At 38.5% G+C, this 19,485-nt stretch carries 20 protein-coding genes; 13 read left to right on the top strand and 7 right to left on the bottom strand.

Going from position 1 to position 19,485, the window contains the following annotated elements; translation table 11 throughout:
• Positions 1-22 precede the first annotated feature (22 nt).
• On the bottom strand, positions 23-1,678 hold the full coding sequence (locus tag J4N25_RS01770; RefSeq protein ID WP_207420422.1) for a L,D-transpeptidase family protein: 1,656 nt from the start codon (positions 1,676-1,678) through the stop codon (positions 23-25).
• A 291-nt stretch (positions 1,679-1,969) separates the two neighbouring features.
• On the bottom strand, positions 1,970-2,629 hold the full coding sequence (locus J4N25_RS01765; RefSeq protein WP_207421598.1) for a heme exporter protein CcmB: 660 nt from the start codon (positions 2,627-2,629) through the stop codon (positions 1,970-1,972).
• A gap of 161 nt (positions 2,630-2,790) precedes the next feature.
• Between J4N25_RS01765 and J4N25_RS01760 the strand changes: the two genes are divergently transcribed.
• Positions 2,791-3,309: a DUF4142 domain-containing protein gene (locus tag J4N25_RS01760; protein WP_207420421.1), complete on the top strand. Its 519-nt coding sequence runs from the start codon at positions 2,791-2,793 to the stop codon at positions 3,307-3,309.
• Positions 3,310-3,361: 52 nt separating this feature from the next.
• Here the strand turns inward: J4N25_RS01760 and gldC are convergent, their stop codons facing one another.
• The 3 genes from gldC to J4N25_RS01745 form a co-directional block, all read right to left on the bottom strand.
• Positions 3,362-3,697, bottom strand: a complete 336-nt coding sequence (gene gldC, locus J4N25_RS01755) for a gliding motility protein GldC (RefSeq protein WP_207420420.1) — start codon at positions 3,695-3,697, stop codon at positions 3,362-3,364.
• Between the two features lie 120 nt (positions 3,698-3,817).
• Positions 3,818-4,069 (bottom strand): hypothetical protein, encoded by a 252-nt coding sequence (locus J4N25_RS01750; RefSeq protein ID WP_207420419.1) that lies wholly within the window; start codon positions 4,067-4,069, stop codon positions 3,818-3,820.
• Positions 4,070-4,075: 6 nt separating this feature from the next.
• Positions 4,076-5,461, bottom strand: a complete 1,386-nt coding sequence (locus J4N25_RS01745) for a DEAD/DEAH box helicase (RefSeq protein WP_207420418.1) — start codon at positions 5,459-5,461, stop codon at positions 4,076-4,078.
• Between the two features lie 288 nt (positions 5,462-5,749).
• Here J4N25_RS01745 and hisG point away from each other — a divergent pair, with 288 nt between their 5' ends.
• The 9 genes from hisG to J4N25_RS01700 all read left to right on the top strand — a co-directional run bounded on the left by hisG (position 5,750) and on the right by J4N25_RS01700 (position 14,551).
• Positions 5,750-6,601: an ATP phosphoribosyltransferase gene (gene hisG / locus J4N25_RS01740; RefSeq protein ID WP_207420417.1), complete on the top strand. Its 852-nt coding sequence runs from the start codon at positions 5,750-5,752 to the stop codon at positions 6,599-6,601.
• Between the two features lie 59 nt (positions 6,602-6,660).
• Positions 6,661-7,956, top strand: a complete 1,296-nt coding sequence (gene hisD / locus J4N25_RS01735; protein ID WP_207420416.1) for a histidinol dehydrogenase — start codon at positions 6,661-6,663, stop codon at positions 7,954-7,956.
• A 10-nt stretch (positions 7,957-7,966) separates the two neighbouring features.
• Complete coding sequence (hisC, locus tag J4N25_RS01730) at positions 7,967-9,019, top strand: histidinol-phosphate transaminase (RefSeq protein ID WP_207420415.1); 1,053 nt, start codon at positions 7,967-7,969, stop codon at positions 9,017-9,019.
• A 1-nt stretch (position 9,020) separates the two neighbouring features.
• A complete protein-coding gene (gene hisB / locus J4N25_RS01725) occupies positions 9,021-10,163 on the top strand; it encodes a bifunctional histidinol-phosphatase/imidazoleglycerol-phosphate dehydratase HisB (RefSeq protein WP_207421597.1) in 1,143 nt (380 codons plus the stop codon).
• An 86-nt stretch (positions 10,164-10,249) separates the two neighbouring features.
• The gene (hisH, locus tag J4N25_RS01720; RefSeq protein WP_207420414.1) at positions 10,250-10,885 is read left to right on the top strand and encodes an imidazole glycerol phosphate synthase subunit HisH; all 636 of its coding nucleotides are present in this window, start codon (positions 10,250-10,252) and stop codon (positions 10,883-10,885) included.
• 59 nt (positions 10,886-10,944) lie between these two features.
• The gene (locus J4N25_RS01715) at positions 10,945-11,694 is read left to right on the top strand and encodes a 1-(5-phosphoribosyl)-5-[(5-phosphoribosylamino)methylideneamino]imidazole-4-carboxamide isomerase (protein ID WP_207420413.1); all 750 of its coding nucleotides are present in this window, start codon (positions 10,945-10,947) and stop codon (positions 11,692-11,694) included.
• A gap of 415 nt (positions 11,695-12,109) precedes the next feature.
• Positions 12,110-12,901: an imidazole glycerol phosphate synthase subunit HisF gene (hisF, locus tag J4N25_RS01710; protein WP_207420412.1), complete on the top strand. Its 792-nt coding sequence runs from the start codon at positions 12,110-12,112 to the stop codon at positions 12,899-12,901.
• A complete protein-coding gene (hisIE, locus tag J4N25_RS01705) occupies positions 12,901-13,488 on the top strand; it encodes a bifunctional phosphoribosyl-AMP cyclohydrolase/phosphoribosyl-ATP diphosphatase HisIE (RefSeq protein WP_207420411.1) in 588 nt (195 codons plus the stop codon). Before hisF ends, hisIE begins: the two co-directional genes overlap by 1 nt.
• Positions 13,489-13,639: 151 nt before the next feature.
• Positions 13,640-14,551, top strand: a complete 912-nt coding sequence (locus tag J4N25_RS01700) for a WD40 repeat domain-containing protein (RefSeq protein WP_207420410.1) — start codon at positions 13,640-13,642, stop codon at positions 14,549-14,551.
• Here J4N25_RS01700 and J4N25_RS01695 read toward each other — a convergent pair whose 3' ends face one another.
• Both J4N25_RS01695 and J4N25_RS01690 read right to left on the bottom strand, forming a co-directional pair.
• Positions 14,552-14,917 carry a hypothetical protein gene (locus J4N25_RS01695; RefSeq protein ID WP_207420409.1) on the bottom strand — a complete coding sequence of 122 codons (366 nt, stop codon included), beginning with the start codon at positions 14,915-14,917 and terminating at the stop codon, positions 14,552-14,554.
• A gap of 62 nt (positions 14,918-14,979) precedes the next feature.
• Positions 14,980-15,765 (bottom strand): C40 family peptidase, encoded by a 786-nt coding sequence (locus J4N25_RS01690; protein ID WP_207420408.1) that lies wholly within the window; start codon positions 15,763-15,765, stop codon positions 14,980-14,982.
• 77 nt (positions 15,766-15,842) lie between these two features.
• Between J4N25_RS01690 and J4N25_RS01685 the strand changes: the two genes are divergently transcribed.
• The 3 genes from J4N25_RS01685 (at position 15,843) to J4N25_RS01675 (ending at position 19,453) form a co-directional block, all read left to right on the top strand.
• On the top strand, positions 15,843-16,319 hold the full coding sequence (locus J4N25_RS01685; RefSeq protein WP_207420407.1) for a universal stress protein: 477 nt from the start codon (positions 15,843-15,845) through the stop codon (positions 16,317-16,319).
• Between the two features lie 336 nt (positions 16,320-16,655).
• The gene (locus J4N25_RS01680; protein ID WP_207420406.1) at positions 16,656-17,306 is read left to right on the top strand and encodes an HAD family hydrolase; all 651 of its coding nucleotides are present in this window, start codon (positions 16,656-16,658) and stop codon (positions 17,304-17,306) included.
• Between the two features lie 95 nt (positions 17,307-17,401).
• The gene (locus tag J4N25_RS01675) at positions 17,402-19,453 is read left to right on the top strand and encodes a dipeptidyl-peptidase 3 family protein (RefSeq protein ID WP_207420405.1); all 2,052 of its coding nucleotides are present in this window, start codon (positions 17,402-17,404) and stop codon (positions 19,451-19,453) included.
• Positions 19,454-19,485 lie beyond the last annotated feature (32 nt).

Genomic DNA, 19,485 nt, shown 5'->3' with positions numbered 1-19,485 from the left:
GTTATAAATACCTGTTTACGCTTTAGAGTTTGCTGAAATACATAGAAGAAAGTTTCTGATCGTGCTGATAAATATCGTCGTAAAAGCTAACTCGTCCTTTTTCATCAGCTGCAGCTGTAAAGTATACCAGGTAAACTGGCAGTTTCTGCTTTAACGGTACAAACTTTTCTTTCCTTGTGCTAATGTGCTGCATAATTGACGACCGATCATAACCGACGTTCTTAAGCAGATAAGCGGCAAGGTCAAGTGGTCTTTCCACCCTAACGCATCCATGGCTAAATCCTCTTTTTGTCTGGCTGAACAATTCGTCGTGTGGAGTGTCATGCAAATACACATCGTTTTCATTTGGGAATATGAATTTAACGTCTCCCAGATCGTTTTTAGGTCCGGGGCGTCTTCTTACGATGTACTTAAATCCTGCTTGTCCAGCCATTGACCAGTCTACTGAAGATGGATCAACCCTTGCGCCTTTGGCTGTAACAACCTCCATGTCCATACGTTCAAGAAAGCCAGGGTCGGCCATTGCTTTAGGCGCAATTTCATTTTTAAGAATTCCTGAAGGGATGTTCCAGTATGGTGAAAGTACAACATACTCCATCTTATCACTAAATATAGGTGTCTCATGCATTGACTTACCTACTATCACTTTCATATCCATTACCTGTCTTGCTTTTTCAAACACACGGAGCTTGTATTCAGGGATATTTACGATGATGTAATCTTGCTCAAAGCTCTTTGGTATCCATCTCCAACGCTCCATGTTAATAATTATCTGCTTGATCTGATTTTGGACAGGGATATTAAGTTTAGCAATTGTTGCCGGACCAAGCCCTCCATCAGGCTTAAGACCATTATATTCCTGAAATCTCTTTAGAGCAGTAGACAAATTAGCGTCATATACATTACTATTAGAATTAACGGTGTCTGTATTATCATTAAACTCTGCAAGCCTTTTACGAAGCAAGGGGACAACAGGAGAAGCTTCCCCCAATTTAACTTTTGATCCTGTTGGAATATTTGGCCAACCTCCTTTTGCCTGTACTTCCCGGTATCGGGCGAGGGCTTTCTTCAAATTAGTATATTGAGGGTGCAGGGGACTAAAATCAGCATAAGGATATTTGCTCTCCCGTTCCCCTAGTATTGTCATCAATGCTTTATGAAGTTTGATCTTATTGCGTTTAACATCCCATTCCATCTCAGGGTTCCTTTTCGGAATGATTAAGCCCCTGTAGTAATCGGATGCCCAGTTGAAATAGGTTGCTGATAGTCCCAAATCAATTTCTTTTTCTAACTCTTTAAGTTTAGTGGAGTCTTTCTTAGCCTCTTTAAGTGCCTTGAACTTTTCGTCAAAATTAATAATTTGATAGTCTTTGGGATCGAGCCCTTCTTCCGCTGCTTTAGCGACTACCTGGAGCATTTTTTCTGCTTGGGGTACTATTTCATGGTCTTTAAACCATCCTAATTTGAATCCCCTCTCCCGATAGAAATTTTTAGCAAATACTAATTCATCTTTAAATGCAGGTTCTGATTGCATGAAATTAGTTATATATACACTGTCCACTAAGGGCTGTGCGCCTATTTTCGCGGTTTTGCCACATCCCGCCAGGGTTAAAGAAATAATACAGGATGATAAGAAGGTATAGTAAATAGCAGTAAATAAATGAGTATTTTTTCTCATGGTTTATATCATAAGTGTTAACTGTATAAATCAAAAATCAATCCACAGCCTAAACTGCCTTAAATAAGAGTTCCAACATGGTTTAAATGGGAGTAATGTATAGTAAAATGGACGGATTTTGAAATGGTTGAAAAACCAAAAGGTTTAGAAATTGTTTAACCAATAAAAGCATTCATGAAAGAACACCCGGAATTAGATAGTATTCGAAAAGGTATTCGAGATTCCTTTTTTGTTCTATTACTTGCAGCCCTGAGCCTTTATCTTATGTATAGTTTCTACTATGCTTAATTTTTAATCTTTCCAGAGATAGGGAAACAGTATCAGTGATGCGGTCCCTACCACAATGTTGATAGCTATGAGAACGGCGATCTCATCTAAACTAACTTCGCGCTGCAAACCATCCATTGCATTTTTTGATAATTTAATTAAAAGCATCAGTAATGGTATAATAACTGGAAAGCTTAAAATTGCCATTAAAGCACCACTATTGTTTGCTTTTGAAGCGATACCGGAGATCATGGTGAAAACAGAGGCAAAGCTTACACTCCCGATAAAAACAGACAAAAGATAGAAAAGCAAATCGCCGATCTGGTTCTCAAAAACAATTGAATAAAATCCAATGGCGAGAGCTGCCAACACTAACATCAGTAGTACATTGTATATTATTTTTGAAAGAATTACAGCCTTTGCGCTAGTAATACTGTAATAATATAACTGCCGGCCCTTACTCTCCTGTAGAAAACTCTTCGCAATTGCATTAACAGAAGCAAACAACATTATTATCCAAAACAAAGCATTCCATGTTATCGGATCGACCTTTTTAAAAGATAGAAAGCAAACAAATATTGTAGATACCAAGTAAAGCAGGATGCCGTTCAACGCGTATTTTGACCGCCACTCCAGAAGTATTTCTTTTCTCACTAAAAATTTAACTTGCGAAAATGTGTTCATGGAGTTGCAAAGATAGTTTTTAGGCTTGTTAAAAATTAAAGCCATTATAGTTGGGTAAAAAATTAAATAAAGGGTAAAATACCCTATTTTCCTTTTAGAAGAACTGCTTGATTTAGACCGTGTTTACCAGCCAGGTAACATTAAACTTTAATTTCTACACTATGAAAACATTCAGAATTATTGGACTAATTTTAATTGGAGCATGTACAATACAAGCTTGCGACAAAGACGACATTGATGAAGGGGATGAGACTGAATTTGTCTCCAAAGCTGCTAGCAGTAACATGTTTGAAATAGAGTCAGGCAAACTGGCTGCATCTGCGGCTAAGGGAGCGAGAGCTGAAGTAAAAAATTATGGCAATATGATGATTGCAGATCATACTGCCGCAACTATTGAGCTACAGGCTGTTGCTGAGCAAAACGGAATCGCAATGCCTACTAGCATGAATGAGGAGCACAGAGCGATGTATAATGATTTAAATGCGCGTTCTGGTGCGGACTTCGATCGTGTGTACGCACAAATGATGGTAGACTCCCATCAGAGAACTGTAAACCTTTTTGAAGAAGCCGCAGATGATCTGGATGATCCTGAAATTAAGAAATTCGCTCAAGACAAAATTCCTGTATTAAAAATGCATTTGGATCACGCCGTTACACTAAAGAACACCGTCAATCCTTAGCATATTGCTATTTTTTCGGAGAACGGGGATTCTACATCCCCGTTTTTATTTTTTAACTCTGCTGAGTGATCTCCATTTTTTCTGCAAAATGGGCGCAGTAATCACGTAAATCCTCTACTATATTCTTCTCTCCTGTTGCTCTTAAAAAGCTGTCGCCCATTGTTTGAAGAGTCTCGTAGAAAAATCTTTTCATCTCATCCACTGGCATGTCTTTCGTCCACAGGTCAATCCGTAAGGAGTTCTTATAGTTATGATCCCACAGAGCTAACATCATCGACTTAACTGGAAGAGCTTCTTTGTTTTCGCCGTCAGTAGATTCCCATGTTATGTTCTCAGGAACGTTATTATCATCCAGTTCTATCGTAAGTTTTATTTCTGCTTTCTTCATTATTTGAATTGATTACATTGATCTATTTTGGGTGGCTGCACCTACACTGATTCGGTCACAAAGATGTTAAAAGCTTTATCTACAATCAAAATGATTAATTGAATAATGATGTTCTTATGATTATAGAATAAAACCAACCAGTGCTGCAGAGACTACAACACATAATGATTCTATAAGCCAAAGTTTCTTTGTGTCGGCGATAATAGCTCTGAGAATTATATCAGCTACAACAATGAAAATTAATATTACAAGATGCCAATAGCTGAAGCCTGCGTTCAGGCTTTTTGCACTCGTTTTATTTATGCTCAGTAAGTTAACGCCAAAATGTCCCAGTAATACTGCGAATACGAGGTTGAAGGGTGTAACTTTCATGGAACCTTATCTTTTTCCCCGTTTGTTTCCCTGAAAGGATCCCTTACTGAGGGCTTTTTTTGCTGCCGCGGTCCTTTCTTTAAAGCTCTCTTTAGACTCCTTTTGCGACTTACCAGACTTATTGTTCTTATTGTCTTTAGTGTTTGATGCTTTTTTGTCGTGGAACGCACCTTTAAACTCTGGATTCTCTTTTCGTTTTTGAATATCAATTTCCTTGGCGATCTCCTGTCGCTCGTTGTAAGGAGTTTCTTCAACAAAAACAGCTTCGGGAATCTTTTCAACAGGAATATCCTGTCTGATTAGTTTCTCAATTTTCTTAACGTAATAAGTTTCCGCCGGATTGCAGAAAGTTATAGCCGTCCCAGTATTATATGCCCGCCCAGTTCTTCCAATACGGTGTACGTAATCCTCAATGACAATAGGAACATCAAAATTAATAACATGACTTACATTAGTAACGTCGAGGCCTCGAGCTGCAACATCGGTAGCTACAAGTATCCGAACCTCTCCTTCTTTAAAAGCATTGATAGAATTTATTCGTGTATTTTGGCCCTTATTAGCGTGAATAACCCTTACGTTGTTATCGCCATAACGGCGCTCCAAAAAACTGAATATATTATCTGCAACATTCTTCGTCTTACAAAAAATAATAAGCCGATGGAATTCTTCATCGTTTTTCAATAAGTGCTGAAGCAGGTTCAGTTTTGTCTTTAAATTAGGAACGTTGTATAGTATCTGAGTTACTGTCTGAGCTGGTGTGGCCTGTGGTGCAACTTCAATTACTGTTGGAAATTTTAAAAAGTCTCCAGCTATTTTGTGGACCAGCTCTCCCATTGTCGCAGAAAATAATAAGTTCTGTCGCTTCCTTGGTACTACCTCTAAAATACGGTGGATTGAACCAATGAAACCCATATCCATCATTTTATCAGCTTCATCCATTACCAGGAACTGGAGGTATTTGGTATTTATATTACCTGCAAGATAAAGGTCAAGGAAGCGTCCGGGTGTAGCTACTATAATATCACATCCTTTCTCTAACTCCGCTATTTGGGTTTTAGGTCCTAAACCTCCGTACAGCACGACGGTTCTCAGGTCAGTGTATTTCGCGAAGAGTTTAATATTCTCTTCTATCTGCATTGCAAGCTCTCTTGTTGGAGCAATGATTAAAGCTCTTGGATCAACTCCTTGAGCGTATTTCAGTTTCATTAACATTGGTAAAACGTAAGCAGCCGTTTTACCGGTCCCGGTTTGAGCAATTCCCATAATGTCTTGTCCGGACAAAATTGGGACTATAGCTTTTTCCTGAATTGGCGTTGGTTGTGTGTAGCCAGCATCCTCAATAGCATTAAGTATTTGCCGGTTTAATTTAAAATCTTCGAAAGTCTGCGCCATAGGGCAAAGATAGAGCTATTTATTTAAGGATAGATTTAAAGAATTATTCTGTGAGAAGATGCCCAGTGTACTGTTAAAGGTGCTTTTTTGAATTTTGGCTTTTTAATTTTGATTTTTCTATATATTTGCGGCTCCCTGTTAATCAGGATATCAACAAAATGAAACACGTTTTCACACATCACATGCACTTCCATCATCGCCAGTAGGCGATAGATTGAATTTGTATGTTTCTACGTGAAGCATGTTTACCCCGAATATATTGTTGAACTGATTATAAAATTTTAAACATTGAAAACACTCAAAATTGCTATCCAGAAGTCGGGTAGGTTAAACGAAAAATCTGTTGAGCTTCTTAAAAACTGCGGTTTAAATTTCGAAAACTACAAAAGCTCTTTAATTTCCCCGGTTTCCAATTTTCCTTTAGAGATCCTTTTCCTTCGTGATGACGATATTCCGGAGTATGTTCAGGACGGGATTGCTGATCTTGGTATTGTTGGTGAAAATGTAATTTGCGAAACCGAGGTTGACGTAGCCTACTTACAGCGACTTGGATTTGGGAAGTGCTCTTTGAAGCTTGCTGTTCCTAACCAGGCTAATTATCAAAGCCTGAGTGATTTAAATGGAAAAGCAATTGCTACCTCATACCCTTCTATTCTGAAGAAGTTCTTAGCAGATAATAATATTCAATCTGAAATACGTACCATTTCTGGTTCTGTTGAAATTTCCCCGGGTTTGGGTTTAAGTGATGCAATTTGTGATCTTGTTTCGACCGGAGGTACTTTAAAAAGTAATGGGTTAAAAGCTTTCGGTGACGTTTTACACTCCGAAGCTGTATTAATTGGACGAAAAGGGGAAGAAAATGATCCACTTATTATAGAATTAATCCAGCGGATTCAATCCGTTTTGAGAGCTAAGGAAACAAAGTATGTGGTACTTAATGTAGAGAAAGCTCATTTGGATGAGATCAAAGCTCTTCTTCCTGGTATCAAGAGCCCAACTGTTGTTCCTTTAGCTGAAGAAGGATGGGTGGCTGTACATACGGTGATTCCTGAAAAAGATTTTTGGGGAAAGATCAGTCAGTTAAAAGCGGCCGGAGCCCAGGGAATTGTGGTAATGCCAATTGAAAAGATAATAATTTAAAGGCTGCTGAGGTAGCTTATACGTTCAAAAGTTCCTCCTTTGGGGGATGAGGTATAAAGATGCTTAAGACTTATAAGTACAAAGAATTAGGTACAGCTGAGATAGAAGCACTCGTTTCAAGAAATGCGGATGAAAGCAATGTGATAGGCGAACGGGTCGAATCAATAATTTCAGAAGTAAAACTAAAGGGAGACACCGCACTTTTAAGCTTTGCAGAAGCTTTCGATAAAGTAAAACTTACATCTCTATTTTTAAATAAGGAGCAGATTAGAGAGATAGCTTCTACAATTGCGGAAGAGCAGAGGCTTGCAATAGAAACGGCGTTCCAGAATATCTACAAGTTTCACCAAACGCAGCTTAAGCAAGAAGACAAGGTAGAAACGATGCCTGGTGTAACCTGCTGGCGGGAATTGAGGCCAATCGAAAAAGTTGGTTTGTATATTCCCGGTGGTACAGCCGTTCTTCCAAGCACATTTCTAATGTTGGGAATTCCTGCAAAAATTGCCGGATGCAAGGAAATAGTAGTATGCTCACCTCCTCAAAAGGACGGCTCTATCAATTGCTATGTCGCCTATGTCGCGAAATTGCTTGAGATCGACAGGATTTATCTTGCAGGCGGAGCTCAGGCTGTTGCTGCCATGGCTTACGGAACAGAGAGTATCCCTAAAGTAGATAAGATCTTTGGTCCGGGAAATCAATATGTGACTAAAGCTAAAACTATCATTCAATCTACAACACAAACCGCTATTGATATGCCGGCCGGGCCATCAGAGGTGCTTGTGATAGCGGATGATACTTCTAACCCTGTTTATGTTGCGGCCGATCTTTTAGCTCAGGCTGAACATGGAGTAGATTCCCAATCCGTTCTTGTAGCAACTTCTCCCTTTATTATATCTGAAACAATTAAGGAATTAGGAGCTCAACTTCAGGTATTGCCAAGGAGAGAAATTGCAGCAAAGGCAATTGAAAATTCGTATGCAGTACTGGCAGAAAGCCTCGAAGTTGCCATGAGTTTTAGTAACGTCTATGCTCCTGAACACTTAATTCTTGCTACCGAAAACTGGTCATCTATAACCAACTTAATTAGTAACGCAGGTTCTGTATTTCTTGGAAACCTTACACCAGAGAGCGCGGGAGATTACGCTTCCGGTACAAACCATACGCTTCCCACAAGCGCTTATGCTCGGTCTTACTCCGGTGTCTCAGTCGATTCTTTTGTTAAGAAAGTCACCTTCCAGCATATTACCCCGCAGGGAATTCAAAACATAGGAACAGCTGTGGAAGTGCTTGCGGAATTAGAAGGGCTTCAGGCTCATAAGAATGCGGTAACAGTTAGAAAAGTTGGACTTAGCTAAATTTGACACAATGGAATTTAATCTTAACACTCTTTTAAGAGAGAATATAAAAAACTTAGTACCCTACTCTTCCGCAAGGGATGAGTTTAAGGGCGAAGCATCAGTTTTTCTTGATGCCAATGAAAACAGCTACGGCTCTCCTATCAAGGACCAATACAATCGTTACCCGGACCCGCTCCAGTGGAAGGTTAAAAAAAGAATTAGTGAGATTAAGGGTGTGCCTCCTCAAAATATTTTTTTAGGTAACGGTAGTGACGAAGCAATTGATATCCTGTTCAGGGCTTTTTGTCGTCCGGGAGTTGATAATGTTATCACCGTTCCTCCTACTTATGGAATGTATGAGGTGTCTGCTAATATCAACGATATTGCCATTAAGAAGGTGCCGTTAACGATTGATTACCAGCTTAATTTAGATGGGATAGCTGAAGCAATAGATGAGAATACTAAGCTGATCTTCATCTGCTCGCCTAACAATCCCACGGCTAATTCAATCAATCGAGAGGATATAGAAACTGTTCTTGCTAATTTTACTGGGATCGTGGTTATCGATGAGGCATACATCAATTATTCCCGTCAAAAAACTTTTATCCAGGAACTCACTGAATACAGTAATCTTGTGGTTCTTCAAACCCTCTCGAAAGCATGGGGACTTGCGGCCCTACGTGTAGGTATGGCTTTTGCAAGCGAGGAGATCATAGAGGTATTTAACAAGGTAAAGCCCCCATACAACATAAATGAAGCTTCACAGATTATAGCTCTCGAAGCTTTACAAAACATAGACCAGGTTAATGGCTGGATAAAGGATACAATTAAAGAACGGGAAGATCTTGTAAAAGAGTTACTCAAGCTTCCTTTCGTACTAAAGGTTTTCCCTTCAGATGCAAACTTTATTCTGGCTAAAACTACTGATGCTAAAAGTATTTACAACTTTCTTGTGAGTAAGGGTATTATTGTTCGTGATCGTTCTAAGGTAGAACTTTGTGAAGGAAGTTTAAGAATCACAGTTGGTACACCAGCTGAAAACCAAACTCTAATTGAAACTCTTAAAACATATCACTCCTAATATGAGCGCCCGTAAAGTACTTTTCATTGACCGTGACGGAACATTATGCCTTGAACCGGAAGACTACCAGGTAGATTCATTTGAGAAATTGAAATTCTATCCTGCAGCCTTCAAGTACATGACGAAAATTGCCGAAGAACTGGATTTTGATCTTGTAATGGTGACCAATCAGGATGGTCTCGGTACAGATTCGCATCCAGAGGAAAATTTTTGGCCCGTTCATAATTTTATAATTGAGTCGTTTGAAGCTGAAGGAGTTTCTTTTAAAGAGGTTATTATTGATAAAACATTCGCTCATGAGAATGCCCCTACCCGTAAACCCGGAACTGCTCTTTTAACTCATTATTTCGAATCTGAAAAATACGACGTCGCCAACTCTTTCGTGATTGGAGATAGAATTACAGATGTAGCTCTTGCAAAAAATTTAGGCTGTAAAGCGATTTGGCTCAAGCAAAATCCCGACTTAGGTTCTGATGAGATCAGGGAGCAGGCAACCGAATTGAAACCTTACATTGCTTTGGATACCACACTATGGAAAGACGTTTATGAGTTTTTGAAAGTTGGAAAAAGAGAAATTGAACATCGTAGAACGACTAAAGAGACTGATATCTTTATTAAATTAAACTTAGACGGTAAGGGTAATGCAAAGATTTCTACAGGTTTGCATTTCTTTGACCATATGCTAGATCAAATAGCCCGTCATGGCAGTATAGATCTGGAAATTGAAGCAAAGGGCGACTTGCACATAGACGAGCACCATACGATCGAGGATACTGGAATAGCTCTTGGTGAGGCTCTGGCTCAAGCTTTAGGCGATAAAAGGGGAATCGAACGCTATGGCTTCTGTCTGCCAATGGATGACTGCTTAGCACAGGTGGCAATTGATTTCGGAGGACGTAATTGGATCGTATGGGACGCAGAATTTAAAAGAGAGAAAATTGGGGAAATGCCTACAGAGATGTTTTTTCATTTTTTCAAGTCCTTTAGCGATGCCTCAAGAAGCAATTTGAATATTAAGGCTGAAGGTCAGAATGAACATCATAAAATAGAAGCTATATTTAAAGCCTTTGCAAAGGCAATTAAAGTTGCGGTTAAACGTGATGTGAACAATATGCAACTGCCAAGTACAAAGGGTCTTTTGTAGTTAAGGGGACGCATTCCTCAAGGAACGTAAGTTCTAATATTAATTGGGAAGAAAGTAGCTAGATGTATAGCTGTAAAGATTAAATCATGAGTGACGATATTAAAATTGATTCCGGAAATGCTCAAGTAGGTATCGTTAATTACGGGGCAGGCAATATTTTTTCACTTACTGCAGCTCTAGAGCGTCAAAACATCTCTTATGAGATGATTAACTCGGTAGATGAATTTGAAAGGTATGAACGGATCATAATTCCGGGGGTTGGTCATGCCGGAGCTGCCATGAAGAAGCTTCAGGAAAGTGGAATGGTCGAAAAGATAAAGAATACTAAAAAGCCTGTCCTAGGGATCTGTGTAGGAATGCAGCTATTGACTGATCATTCTGAGGAGGGCGATGCGCAACTATTAGGGATAGCCCCTTTAAAAACACGTCATTTTTTAGAAAACCTAAAACTAAAGGTTCCTCACATGGGTTGGAATAAGGTTAATGGGGAGCTTGATAATGAGTTGTTTAAGGATATTCCTAGTGGAACTTACTTTTATTATGTACATTCCTATTTTATTGAATTTAATCCTACTTTTACAATCGCATCTACGGAGTACGGGTTAAAGTACTCTGCAGCCTTAAAGAATGGAAATTTTTATGGAGTTCAATTTCATCCCGAAAAGTCGGGATTAGCTGGCGAGCAATTATTAAAAAACTTTGCCTCAATTAAAGTCCATTAGTATAAAAAGTATTTTTTCGGTCTGTACGACCATTTAAATAAAAAGCAAAACGTTAAACTATGTATATTATTCCGGCCATTGATATTTTGGACAAAAAAGTTGTCCGTTTGCGTGAAGGAAACTACAGTGAAGCTACATTTTACGATGTAACTTTAGAGGAGATGATAGAAAAGTACCAGTCGAACGGTACAGAATATGTGCACATTATTGATTTGAACGGCGCAAAAGGTGATTTTTCGAACCAGGAATATCTTTTCGATATCATCAAGAAAACTGAGATGAAAGTTCAGTATGGTGGTGGAGTAAGAAGTATAGAGAAAGTTAAGGAGTTGCTGGATGCTGGTATTCATCGCGTTATTGTTGGTACTCAGGCTATAACAAATCCTGATTTTCTTCCTCAATTAAGTGAGCAGGTATGTGGTAAAGAAAAGCTGTCAGACCAGATTGTGGTAGCTATTGACGTATTAGATGAGGTCATTAAGTATTCTGGTTGGATGGAAAGTTCTCCAATCAAACTAATGGATTACGTTGACCGTTGTTTAAACCTTGGATTTTTCCGTTTTCTTTGTACTGATATAAATAAAGATGGAAAGCTTGGCGGTGCAGGTGTTGAACTTTATACAAAATTGTTAGACCACTCTCCTTTTATCAAACTGATTGCTTCGGGTGGTATTAGCTCGATGGACGATATTAAAGGCCTGCAGGATATTAAAGTTGAGGCATGTGTGGTTGGTAAAGCAATTTATGAAGGCAGGATTACTGTAGAACAAGTTAAGGACTGGAATTTAAAAAGCCTGATTTCTTTTTAAAATTTTACGGGGCCTCATCTCCGTAAAGGTGGAATTCCTGACTATTGCTTTATTAAAAAAGCCAAAATTGTTTCAAGTAGCATCTGGGTTAATTTTTCAGATAGCTAACGAGTTAAGAGAGAGTTCGACTTATTCGGAAATGTTACTTCACGAAATTTGAAGGGGAATCAACCAATTAGGGTACAAGTTTAGAAGACAGCATTTAATAAGGCTTTATATTGAAAATTTTTTTACTGTCATTGTGTTCATTACAAGATATTGAAACCGAAAGTTCTTATTACCTGGAGCCAGAAGTTATAAATACTATAAAGGGCAACCAATTTTACTTGACTCTTTCAGAAGTAAGCTAATTCGTTCTATCAATGACCAACTATTTAGAAATTTAGATTCTGTTTTGACCACCATACATTCCGCTATGCATACTCCCTCTTTAGGGGGCCGCGGGGCCGGAAGCCTCGCTAAAAGAATTATCCCTTGTCTTGACGTAAAAGAAGGCCGGACTGTTAAGGGCGTTAATTTCGTTGATCTTCGCGACGCTGGTGATCCTGTTGAACTCGCGTATCAATATTCAAAACAAGGTGCTGATGAACTAGTGTTTCTGGATATTACTGCCACTCACGAGCGTCGGAAGACTATGGTTGAACTTGTGAAAGCTGTGGCACGGCAGGTTAATATTCCCTTTACCATTGGTGGCGGTATTAATGAGATATCTGACGCTGAAATTCTTCTGCATTCTGGTGCCGATAAAATCTCTATTAATTCTGCAGCAGTAAGAAATCCTGGACTTATTAACCAATTAGCCGCGGCATTCGGAAGGCAATTTGTGGTTGTGGCAATTGATACTAAATTTGTAGATGGCAGAAACCTTGTACACTTAAACGGTGGACGTATAGCTACCGAATTTCAGACTGAACAATGGATTAAAGAGGCTGAGGAACGCGGAGCAGGGGAAATACTTTTAACTTCTATGGACCATGATGGAACCAAGGGGGGATTTGATAATGGACTTTTGAAAAAGGTAAACGATACTCTATCTATTCCTCTTATAGCATCAGGAGGCGCAGGAAATGTTCAGCATTTTATTGATGTTTTTCAACATACTGATGTAGATGCAGCTCTTGCAGCATCAGTTTTCCATTACGGGGAAATCCTTATACCTTCGCTTAAAGAAGAATTAAAGAAACATCAAATTGAAGTAAGATTATAATGAATATAGATTTCTCAAAATCAGGCGGATTAGTTCCGGTAGTAATTCAGGATGAGAATACACTGGAAGTGTTGATGCTTGGTTATATGAATGAAGAGGCTTTTAAGAAAACTGAGGCCGAAGGAAAAGTGACCTTTTTCTCCCGAACGAAGAACCGCTTGTGGACAAAAGGCGAAGAGAGCGGGAATTTCCTTAATGTTAAATCAATTAGTATCGACTGTGATAACGATACGCTGCTGATCAAGGTGGAACCGGTTGGGCCCACCTGTCACACTGGCTCCCGTAGTTGCTTCAAAACTGACTATAATCAAAACTTCATCTTTCAGCTTGAAGGAATTATTAAAGACAGATTCGAAAACCCTGTAGAAAGTTCTTATATTAATAAACTTAGACACAAGGGTTTGAACAAGATTGCACAGAAGGTTGGAGAAGAAGGAGTTGAAACAGTTATCGCTGCCTTGGCCCAAACTGAGGAGGATTTGATTAACGAAGCCTCGGACCTTGTTTTTCATCTTCTAGTTTTATTAAAGGAGAAGAACCTTACTCTCGAAACAATCGCCAAAAATCTGGAGAGCAGACATAAATAATTGTCCTAGGGAGGACAGCAGAAAGCTGTTTTTTTATGGGTATTACCAAATTTTAGCCCGAATACGGGCTTTTGTTTTATTAATGCAATTTATGGAAGCGACCTAATGCTATCCAGTTAAATTGAATTTTTAATTCTAATTTTGAAGCTCTATGATTGAAGTAAATAGATTAGCGTTATTAACCGGTCATCAAAATCCAATTTACGCCCTTGAGCCCTCTTTGAAACCTGGCCTTTTTTTTACCGCAGGTAACGATAAAGGGATTGTTGAATGGAGCTCGAAAAAGCAAGAGTTCCTTAAAGTTTTGATGCCAGTGAACAGTTCCGTTTATTCACTTCATGCGCTTTCTTTCGCCCCAATTTTGGCATCAGGTGAAAGAAGTGGACGAATAAACCTATTTGACTTCGTTGACCAAAGGGTTAAAGCAAGTTTAAATCACCATAACAAACCTGTTTTTGCTCTATCCTCAGTTGAGCGAAAAAGAGAGTTGCTTGCAACTTCCGAAGATGGTACAGTTTCGATTATAGATCCCGCAAATGCTGACCTGATTTACAAATTTGAGGTTTCAAAAGAAACAGTTAGATGTTTGGCTATTAGTCCTGATGAAAAGTTAGTTGCATTCGGATCGAAAGATAATGTCATTAGGATATTTGATGTTGAAGATTATTCATTAGTCGCTGAGTTGCGCGATCATACTATGCCTGTGACATCCTTACAATTTTCGCCGGATGGTCTTAAACTCCTTTCTGGAAGCCGGGATGCGCAGCTGAAGATCTGGAACGTTAATGATTTCTCCATCCTTGAAACTATCCCTGCGCATTTATTTGCAATCTACGATATAAAGTATCATCCAAACCTTCCCTATTTTGCTACTGCCAGCCAAGACAAAAGTATTAAGATATGGGATTCAGAAACCTATAAGTTAAAAAAGATCATTAGTAGGGAAAAAGGTTTTGAAAGTCACTCCCATTCTGTAAATAAAATATTTTGGGAACGAGAAACTTTCAATTTGATCTCTGTCGGAGATGACAAAAATGTAATAATTTGGGGTGTAGAATTTTAATTACCTGCTATTAGCTCTGTTGGGGAAGTAATAAAAGTATTCCTGCACATAATAATTTACATCAACCCCGTGGCTCTCCAGATATTTGATTCTATTTAAAAATGATTGTAGATTTATTGTTGGTAGTTTCATTGCGAGAAAACCCTGTCTTGCGCTTTCCAGTTGATACTCAATATTTTCAATAAACTCAGCCTTTCTTCTGCTAACTTTATCTGTAGTGTCTTGTAATTTCTCTAAAGTTGGCTTTGGCGTACGAAGTACAAAAATAGATTCCTTATTAGGGTCGAGCGGTTCAAGTTTGCCATACTGTGCAAAAGCGCAATTAACAAAAAAAAGCAGAAAAGATAATAGGGTTAGCTGTTTCATACGAATTACTTACACAAAAGTATAGAATAATCGTCAAAAAGTTATCCCCTAACTAAATTTGATCAAATTGTATATCTTTTTATAATGCGTAGTTTATGTGTGTGCTTTTTTAAGTCAAGACTATAAATTCCCTGGTCGTCAATCGGATCAATTTTTACCCTTCCAGATGCATGTATAATGTTGTTTTCATCTAGCATTATTCCTACATGAACAATCCTTCCCTCGTCATTGTCAAAAAAAGCAAGGTCGCCTGGTTTTACCTCTTGTAAAAAATTAACTACCAAACCTTGTTCTGCTTGTTGCCAGGCATCGCGACTTATCTGAATCCCTAACATCTTGTAAACTATTTGAGTGAATCCAGAACAATCAATGCCGAATAAGGTACGACCTCCCCATAAGTAAGGAGCATGAAGGAATAATGTTGCGAGAGGCCCTACGGCGCTAGGAAATTTAGTGGCACCACAGAACACTGGTTTTTCAATAAAGGAATAACGTTCTTCATTTATTGAAAATGTCCTGTCGAGGATATTATCCGGTATCGAACTCCCTGATGCAAGATAAATTACTTCACCAGTCGATAGTTTTTTTATACGATGTGCTATATCGAAGTTCAAGGTGAGAGATTCCTTATATTGCTTTAAATCATTCTCATCTATCCCCACATATTGTTTGCGATCTATCCAACCCTCATATTGGTCGTAACAAGTACGGATTCGAATCCATTTTTCTGTTTTTTCCAGAACTTCAAGGCAATCACCGAAAAGCAGCTGGGATAATATTTCGCTACGGTCTGTGGCTTCTGAGCGAATAGGTACAATGGATAAATTACAAATTCCAAATTCAGTCATATATACAAATCAACACAAAAATTAGCAAGATTATAAACTTTAAAAACTTAACTAAATCAATTAGTGTTTTTATGCTTATGAAAACTTTAAATGATGTACATAAAATACTGATAGCTGTCGAAGACAGCCTTTATTCTAGCCGAGCAGTCGATTACGGTTTTGATCTGGCTCAAAAATTAGGTGCGGAAGTTGGTCTTGTGCATGTGGATGAGCTTCCAGTAGCAACGCCGTATGTTGCTGATCCCTTAGTAACCGAACAACCCGTTATGATGCCCGAACTAATTAAGGTACAAGAGGAAACTAGCAAGAGGCTTCTTGACAGAATTGCTGACGAGAAAATGGGAAAAGCCCCCATATATACCTTCCCAAGGATCGGCAATACTCGAGATGAAATTCTAAGTGCTGCTGAAGAATGGAATGCTGATATGATAATTCTGGGAACGCACGGAAGAACCGGTTTTGATCATTTCATTTCGGGAAGTGTGGCTGAGAGTGTAGTTAGAAAGGCAAAATGTCCTGTTCTAGTGATTCCTAATAAAGAGTATGGCATTTGATACTATATTTTATAGTACACTTAATTACCCTGGGTAAATCGTATTGGATTTAGGATTGGGGCGTCCAAATACGTTTTGAAGATGTCTCAAAACCTTAAAAAGAGTTCTCCCCAAATCTTTTATATAAAGTGCCAGTAGGTGCAATTACCAAATACCTTAACCCATTCTATCTTAACTTTCACGAATATGCAGACATTACCAGAGATGTTTTAAAAGTACGGGGAGTAAATAGATATTTTAATTTTTTTATGAAATCCGGCAAAGATTGCTCAGGAGAAGAAGAAACAATTGCCTAAGCGACGATAAGTTAAAAAGCATTTTGTTTATACTTGCTTTATGTTAAAACCTGATAGTTTAATCTTTGATATGGATGGCACCTTATGGGATGCTCTCGATTTATATGTTGAATCCTGGAATAGCGGTTTAAAAGCTGAAGGAGTTAATACTCTGGTATCCCCAGAATTATTAAGCTCATTAATGGGCAAAGACTCAAGTGTAGTTCTAGACGCAATTCTGCCGGAATATTCAAAAGACGAGCAGCTTAGAATTTATAAAACGATCAATAAACACCGTGCTAACCTGGTTTCCACAAAAGGAGGCAGCTTATACGAGGGTGTTGTAGATGGTATAAAACAACTTGCTCAAAAGTATAAGCTCTTCATCGTTAGCAATTGTCCTGAAGGTATGATCCTTCTGTTTATGGAATGGGCAAAAATAAGTGAATACATAACTGATGAAATGGCATATGGCGTAAATAACAAGCCAAAACATCATAATATTAAGCTCCTGATAGAAAAGTACGATTTGAAAGCACCGGTATATATCGGTGATACTGAAGGGGACCAGCAAGAAAGTGAGTTAGCCGGTATTCCTTTTGTATTCTTTAGTTTTGGCTTCGGCAAGGTACAGAAACACGATCTTAAGTTCGATGATTTTAAAAGCTTTACAGACCACTTTATGAGTTTGGAGACTTCTTCGGTTTATTAGCCTCTTAATATAGTTTCGTTTTATTCATACTCGTAAACCCTTAAACCTTATTAATAATTTTTTTATTTTGCTATTTTTAATACACGATCATTAATATGAAGTTAAACTCTCTGGTACTATCAACCTTACTGTTTAGCAGTTTAGGTTATAGCTCTACGGTGTTGGGGCAAGCTCCAGGAAAGCACCCCACATTCGATGTGAATGCTGAGGCTTTTGCTGACCTCCAAATTTTGCGATATCAAGTTCCTGGTTTCGAAACATTATCCTTACAGCAGAAAAAATTGGCCTACTATCTTTACGAGGCAGGCCTCTCAGGTAGAGATATTATTTACGACCAAAAAGGTAAATACAATCTTCTGGTAAGGAAAACTATTGAGAATATTTACGGCACGTATAAAGGAGACAAGAAAACTGCCGATTGGCAAAAGTTTAAGACATATGCCGGAAGAGTATGGTTCAGTAACGGAATTTACCATCATTATGGGAATGAAAAGTTTTTGCCTGAGCATGACTTCTCTTATTTTACAAGACTGGTAAAAAATTCTGATCTAAAAAACTTTCCATTAAAGAAAGGCGAAAGTATCGACTCTTTTTTAAGCAGGATTAAACCTATCATATTTGATCCTAAATTTCAACCTAAAATGGTTGATCTCTCTCCTAATATTGATAATATTGTCGCCTCATCGAATAATTTTTATGAAGGCGTAACACAAAAAGAAGTAGAAGATTTCTACTCCAAGTTCGACAACAAGGGCAATGCTCCTTCATGGGGACTTAACTCAAAAACCCTGAAAGTTAATGGCAAGGTAACTGAGAAAGTTTGGAAAGTTGGAGGCATGTATAGTGCTGCGATTGAGAAAATTGTTGTCTGGTTGGAAAAGGCGGTTGCTGTTGCGGAGAATGCGCAACAAAAGGATGCCTTGCAAAAACTTATTAAATACTATAAAACTGGTGATCTGAAAGATTTTGATGATTACAACATTGCTTGGGTAAGAGACACGGCATCGAGATTAGATGTAGTGAACGGGTTTATTGAGGTATATAATGACGCCATTGGAAAAAAAGGAAGTTTTGAAAGTGTCGTTTCATTAAAAGACCTTGAAGCTACAAAAAGGATCAAAGCAATTGCAAACCAGGCGCAGTGGTTTGAGGATAACTCGCCGCTTATGCCTGAGCATAAAAAGAAAAAGGTAACAGGTATCACAGCAAAAGCAATTACAGTTATTGTTGAGAGTGGAGATGCTGCTCCCTCTACTCCTATTGGAATAAACCTTCCCAACGCCGATTGGCTAAGAAAGGAACATGGTTCTAAATCTGTTTCTCTAAGTAATATTATACATTCTTACAATGTAGCTTCCAGTAAAGGTGGTGGTACACTGGACGAGTTTGCTTATGGGGCCGAAGTGAAAGAAAGAATTAAAAAATACGGAGCTCTGTCGTCTGATCTTCATACTGATATGCACGAATGTATCGGCCATGCTTCCGGCCAAATAAATCAGGGAGTTGAAACGCCGGATAAAACACTTCGTAACTATTCATCTGCTCTGGAAGAGGCTCGTGCGGATCTTGTTGCTCTATATTACGTTATGGATCCAAAGCTTATCGAGATTGGCGTAATGCCCTCTTTAGATGTTGGGAAGGCTGAATATGATAGCTATATTATGAACGGTCTCATCACTCAGCTTACAAGATTAAAACCCGGAGATGACCTTCAGGAAGCACATATGCGCAACAGACAACTAAACGCGAATTGGGCTTACCAAATGGGTAAAAAAGATAACGTTATTGAATTTGTAAAGGAGAATGGAAAAACCTACACAAAAATCAATGATTATAGTAAGCTTAGAACACTCTTCGGTCAGTTGCTTAGAGAAATTCAGCGTATTAAGTCTGAAGGTGACTATGAAGGGGGAAAGAACCTTGTAGAAAACTACGGTGTTAAGGTAGATCAGGAACTCCTTAAAGAAGTTCTGGCCAGATATGCCAAACTTGATGCTAAACCATACAAAGGTTTTGTACAGGCCAAGCTAGTTCCTGTAGTAAAAAACAATACAATAACGGATGTTAAGGTGGTATACCCAACTTCATTTTATGATCAGATGATGGAGTATGCCAAGAAATATTCTTTTCTACCTGTAGAAAACTAATTTTTAATCAGGAGACTGGCCCTCTACACTAT

The sequence above is a fragment of the Desertivirga brevis genome, assembly GCF_017355835.1.
This window is presented reverse-complemented; position numbering and strand designations above follow the sequence as displayed.

Bases quoted from the DNA above. Each gene is read 5' to 3' on its own strand.
- J4N25_RS01770 (WP_207420422.1), bottom strand. From the start codon at position 1,678: ATGAGAAAAAATACTCATTTATTTACTGCTATTTACTATACCTTCTTA.
- J4N25_RS01765 (WP_207421598.1), bottom strand. From the start codon at position 2,629: ATGAACACATTTTCGCAAGTTAAATTTTTAGTGAGAAAAGAAATACTT.
- J4N25_RS01760 (WP_207420421.1), top strand. From the start codon at position 2,791: ATGAAAACATTCAGAATTATTGGACTAATTTTAATTGGAGCATGTACA.
- gldC (WP_207420420.1), bottom strand. From the start codon at position 3,697: ATGAAGAAAGCAGAAATAAAACTTACGATAGAACTGGATGATAATAAC.
- J4N25_RS01750 (WP_207420419.1), bottom strand. From the start codon at position 4,069: ATGAAAGTTACACCCTTCAACCTCGTATTCGCAGTATTACTGGGACAT.
- J4N25_RS01745 (WP_207420418.1), bottom strand. From the start codon at position 5,461: ATGGCGCAGACTTTCGAAGATTTTAAATTAAACCGGCAAATACTTAAT.
- hisD (WP_207420416.1), top strand. From the start codon at position 6,661: ATGCTTAAGACTTATAAGTACAAAGAATTAGGTACAGCTGAGATAGAA.
- hisC (WP_207420415.1), top strand. From the start codon at position 7,967: ATGGAATTTAATCTTAACACTCTTTTAAGAGAGAATATAAAAAACTTA.
- hisB (WP_207421597.1), top strand. From the start codon at position 9,021: ATGAGCGCCCGTAAAGTACTTTTCATTGACCGTGACGGAACATTATGC.
- hisH (WP_207420414.1), top strand. From the start codon at position 10,250: ATGAGTGACGATATTAAAATTGATTCCGGAAATGCTCAAGTAGGTATC.
- J4N25_RS01715 (WP_207420413.1), top strand. From the start codon at position 10,945: ATGTATATTATTCCGGCCATTGATATTTTGGACAAAAAAGTTGTCCGT.
- hisF (WP_207420412.1), top strand. From the start codon at position 12,110: ATGCATACTCCCTCTTTAGGGGGCCGCGGGGCCGGAAGCCTCGCTAAA.
- hisIE (WP_207420411.1), top strand. From the start codon at position 12,901: ATGAATATAGATTTCTCAAAATCAGGCGGATTAGTTCCGGTAGTAATT.
- J4N25_RS01700 (WP_207420410.1), top strand. From the start codon at position 13,640: ATGATTGAAGTAAATAGATTAGCGTTATTAACCGGTCATCAAAATCCA.
- J4N25_RS01695 (WP_207420409.1), bottom strand. From the start codon at position 14,917: ATGAAACAGCTAACCCTATTATCTTTTCTGCTTTTTTTTGTTAATTGC.
- J4N25_RS01690 (WP_207420408.1), bottom strand. From the start codon at position 15,765: ATGACTGAATTTGGAATTTGTAATTTATCCATTGTACCTATTCGCTCA.
- J4N25_RS01685 (WP_207420407.1), top strand. From the start codon at position 15,843: ATGAAAACTTTAAATGATGTACATAAAATACTGATAGCTGTCGAAGAC.
- J4N25_RS01680 (WP_207420406.1), top strand. From the start codon at position 16,656: ATGTTAAAACCTGATAGTTTAATCTTTGATATGGATGGCACCTTATGG.
- J4N25_RS01675 (WP_207420405.1), top strand. From the start codon at position 17,402: ATGAAGTTAAACTCTCTGGTACTATCAACCTTACTGTTTAGCAGTTTA.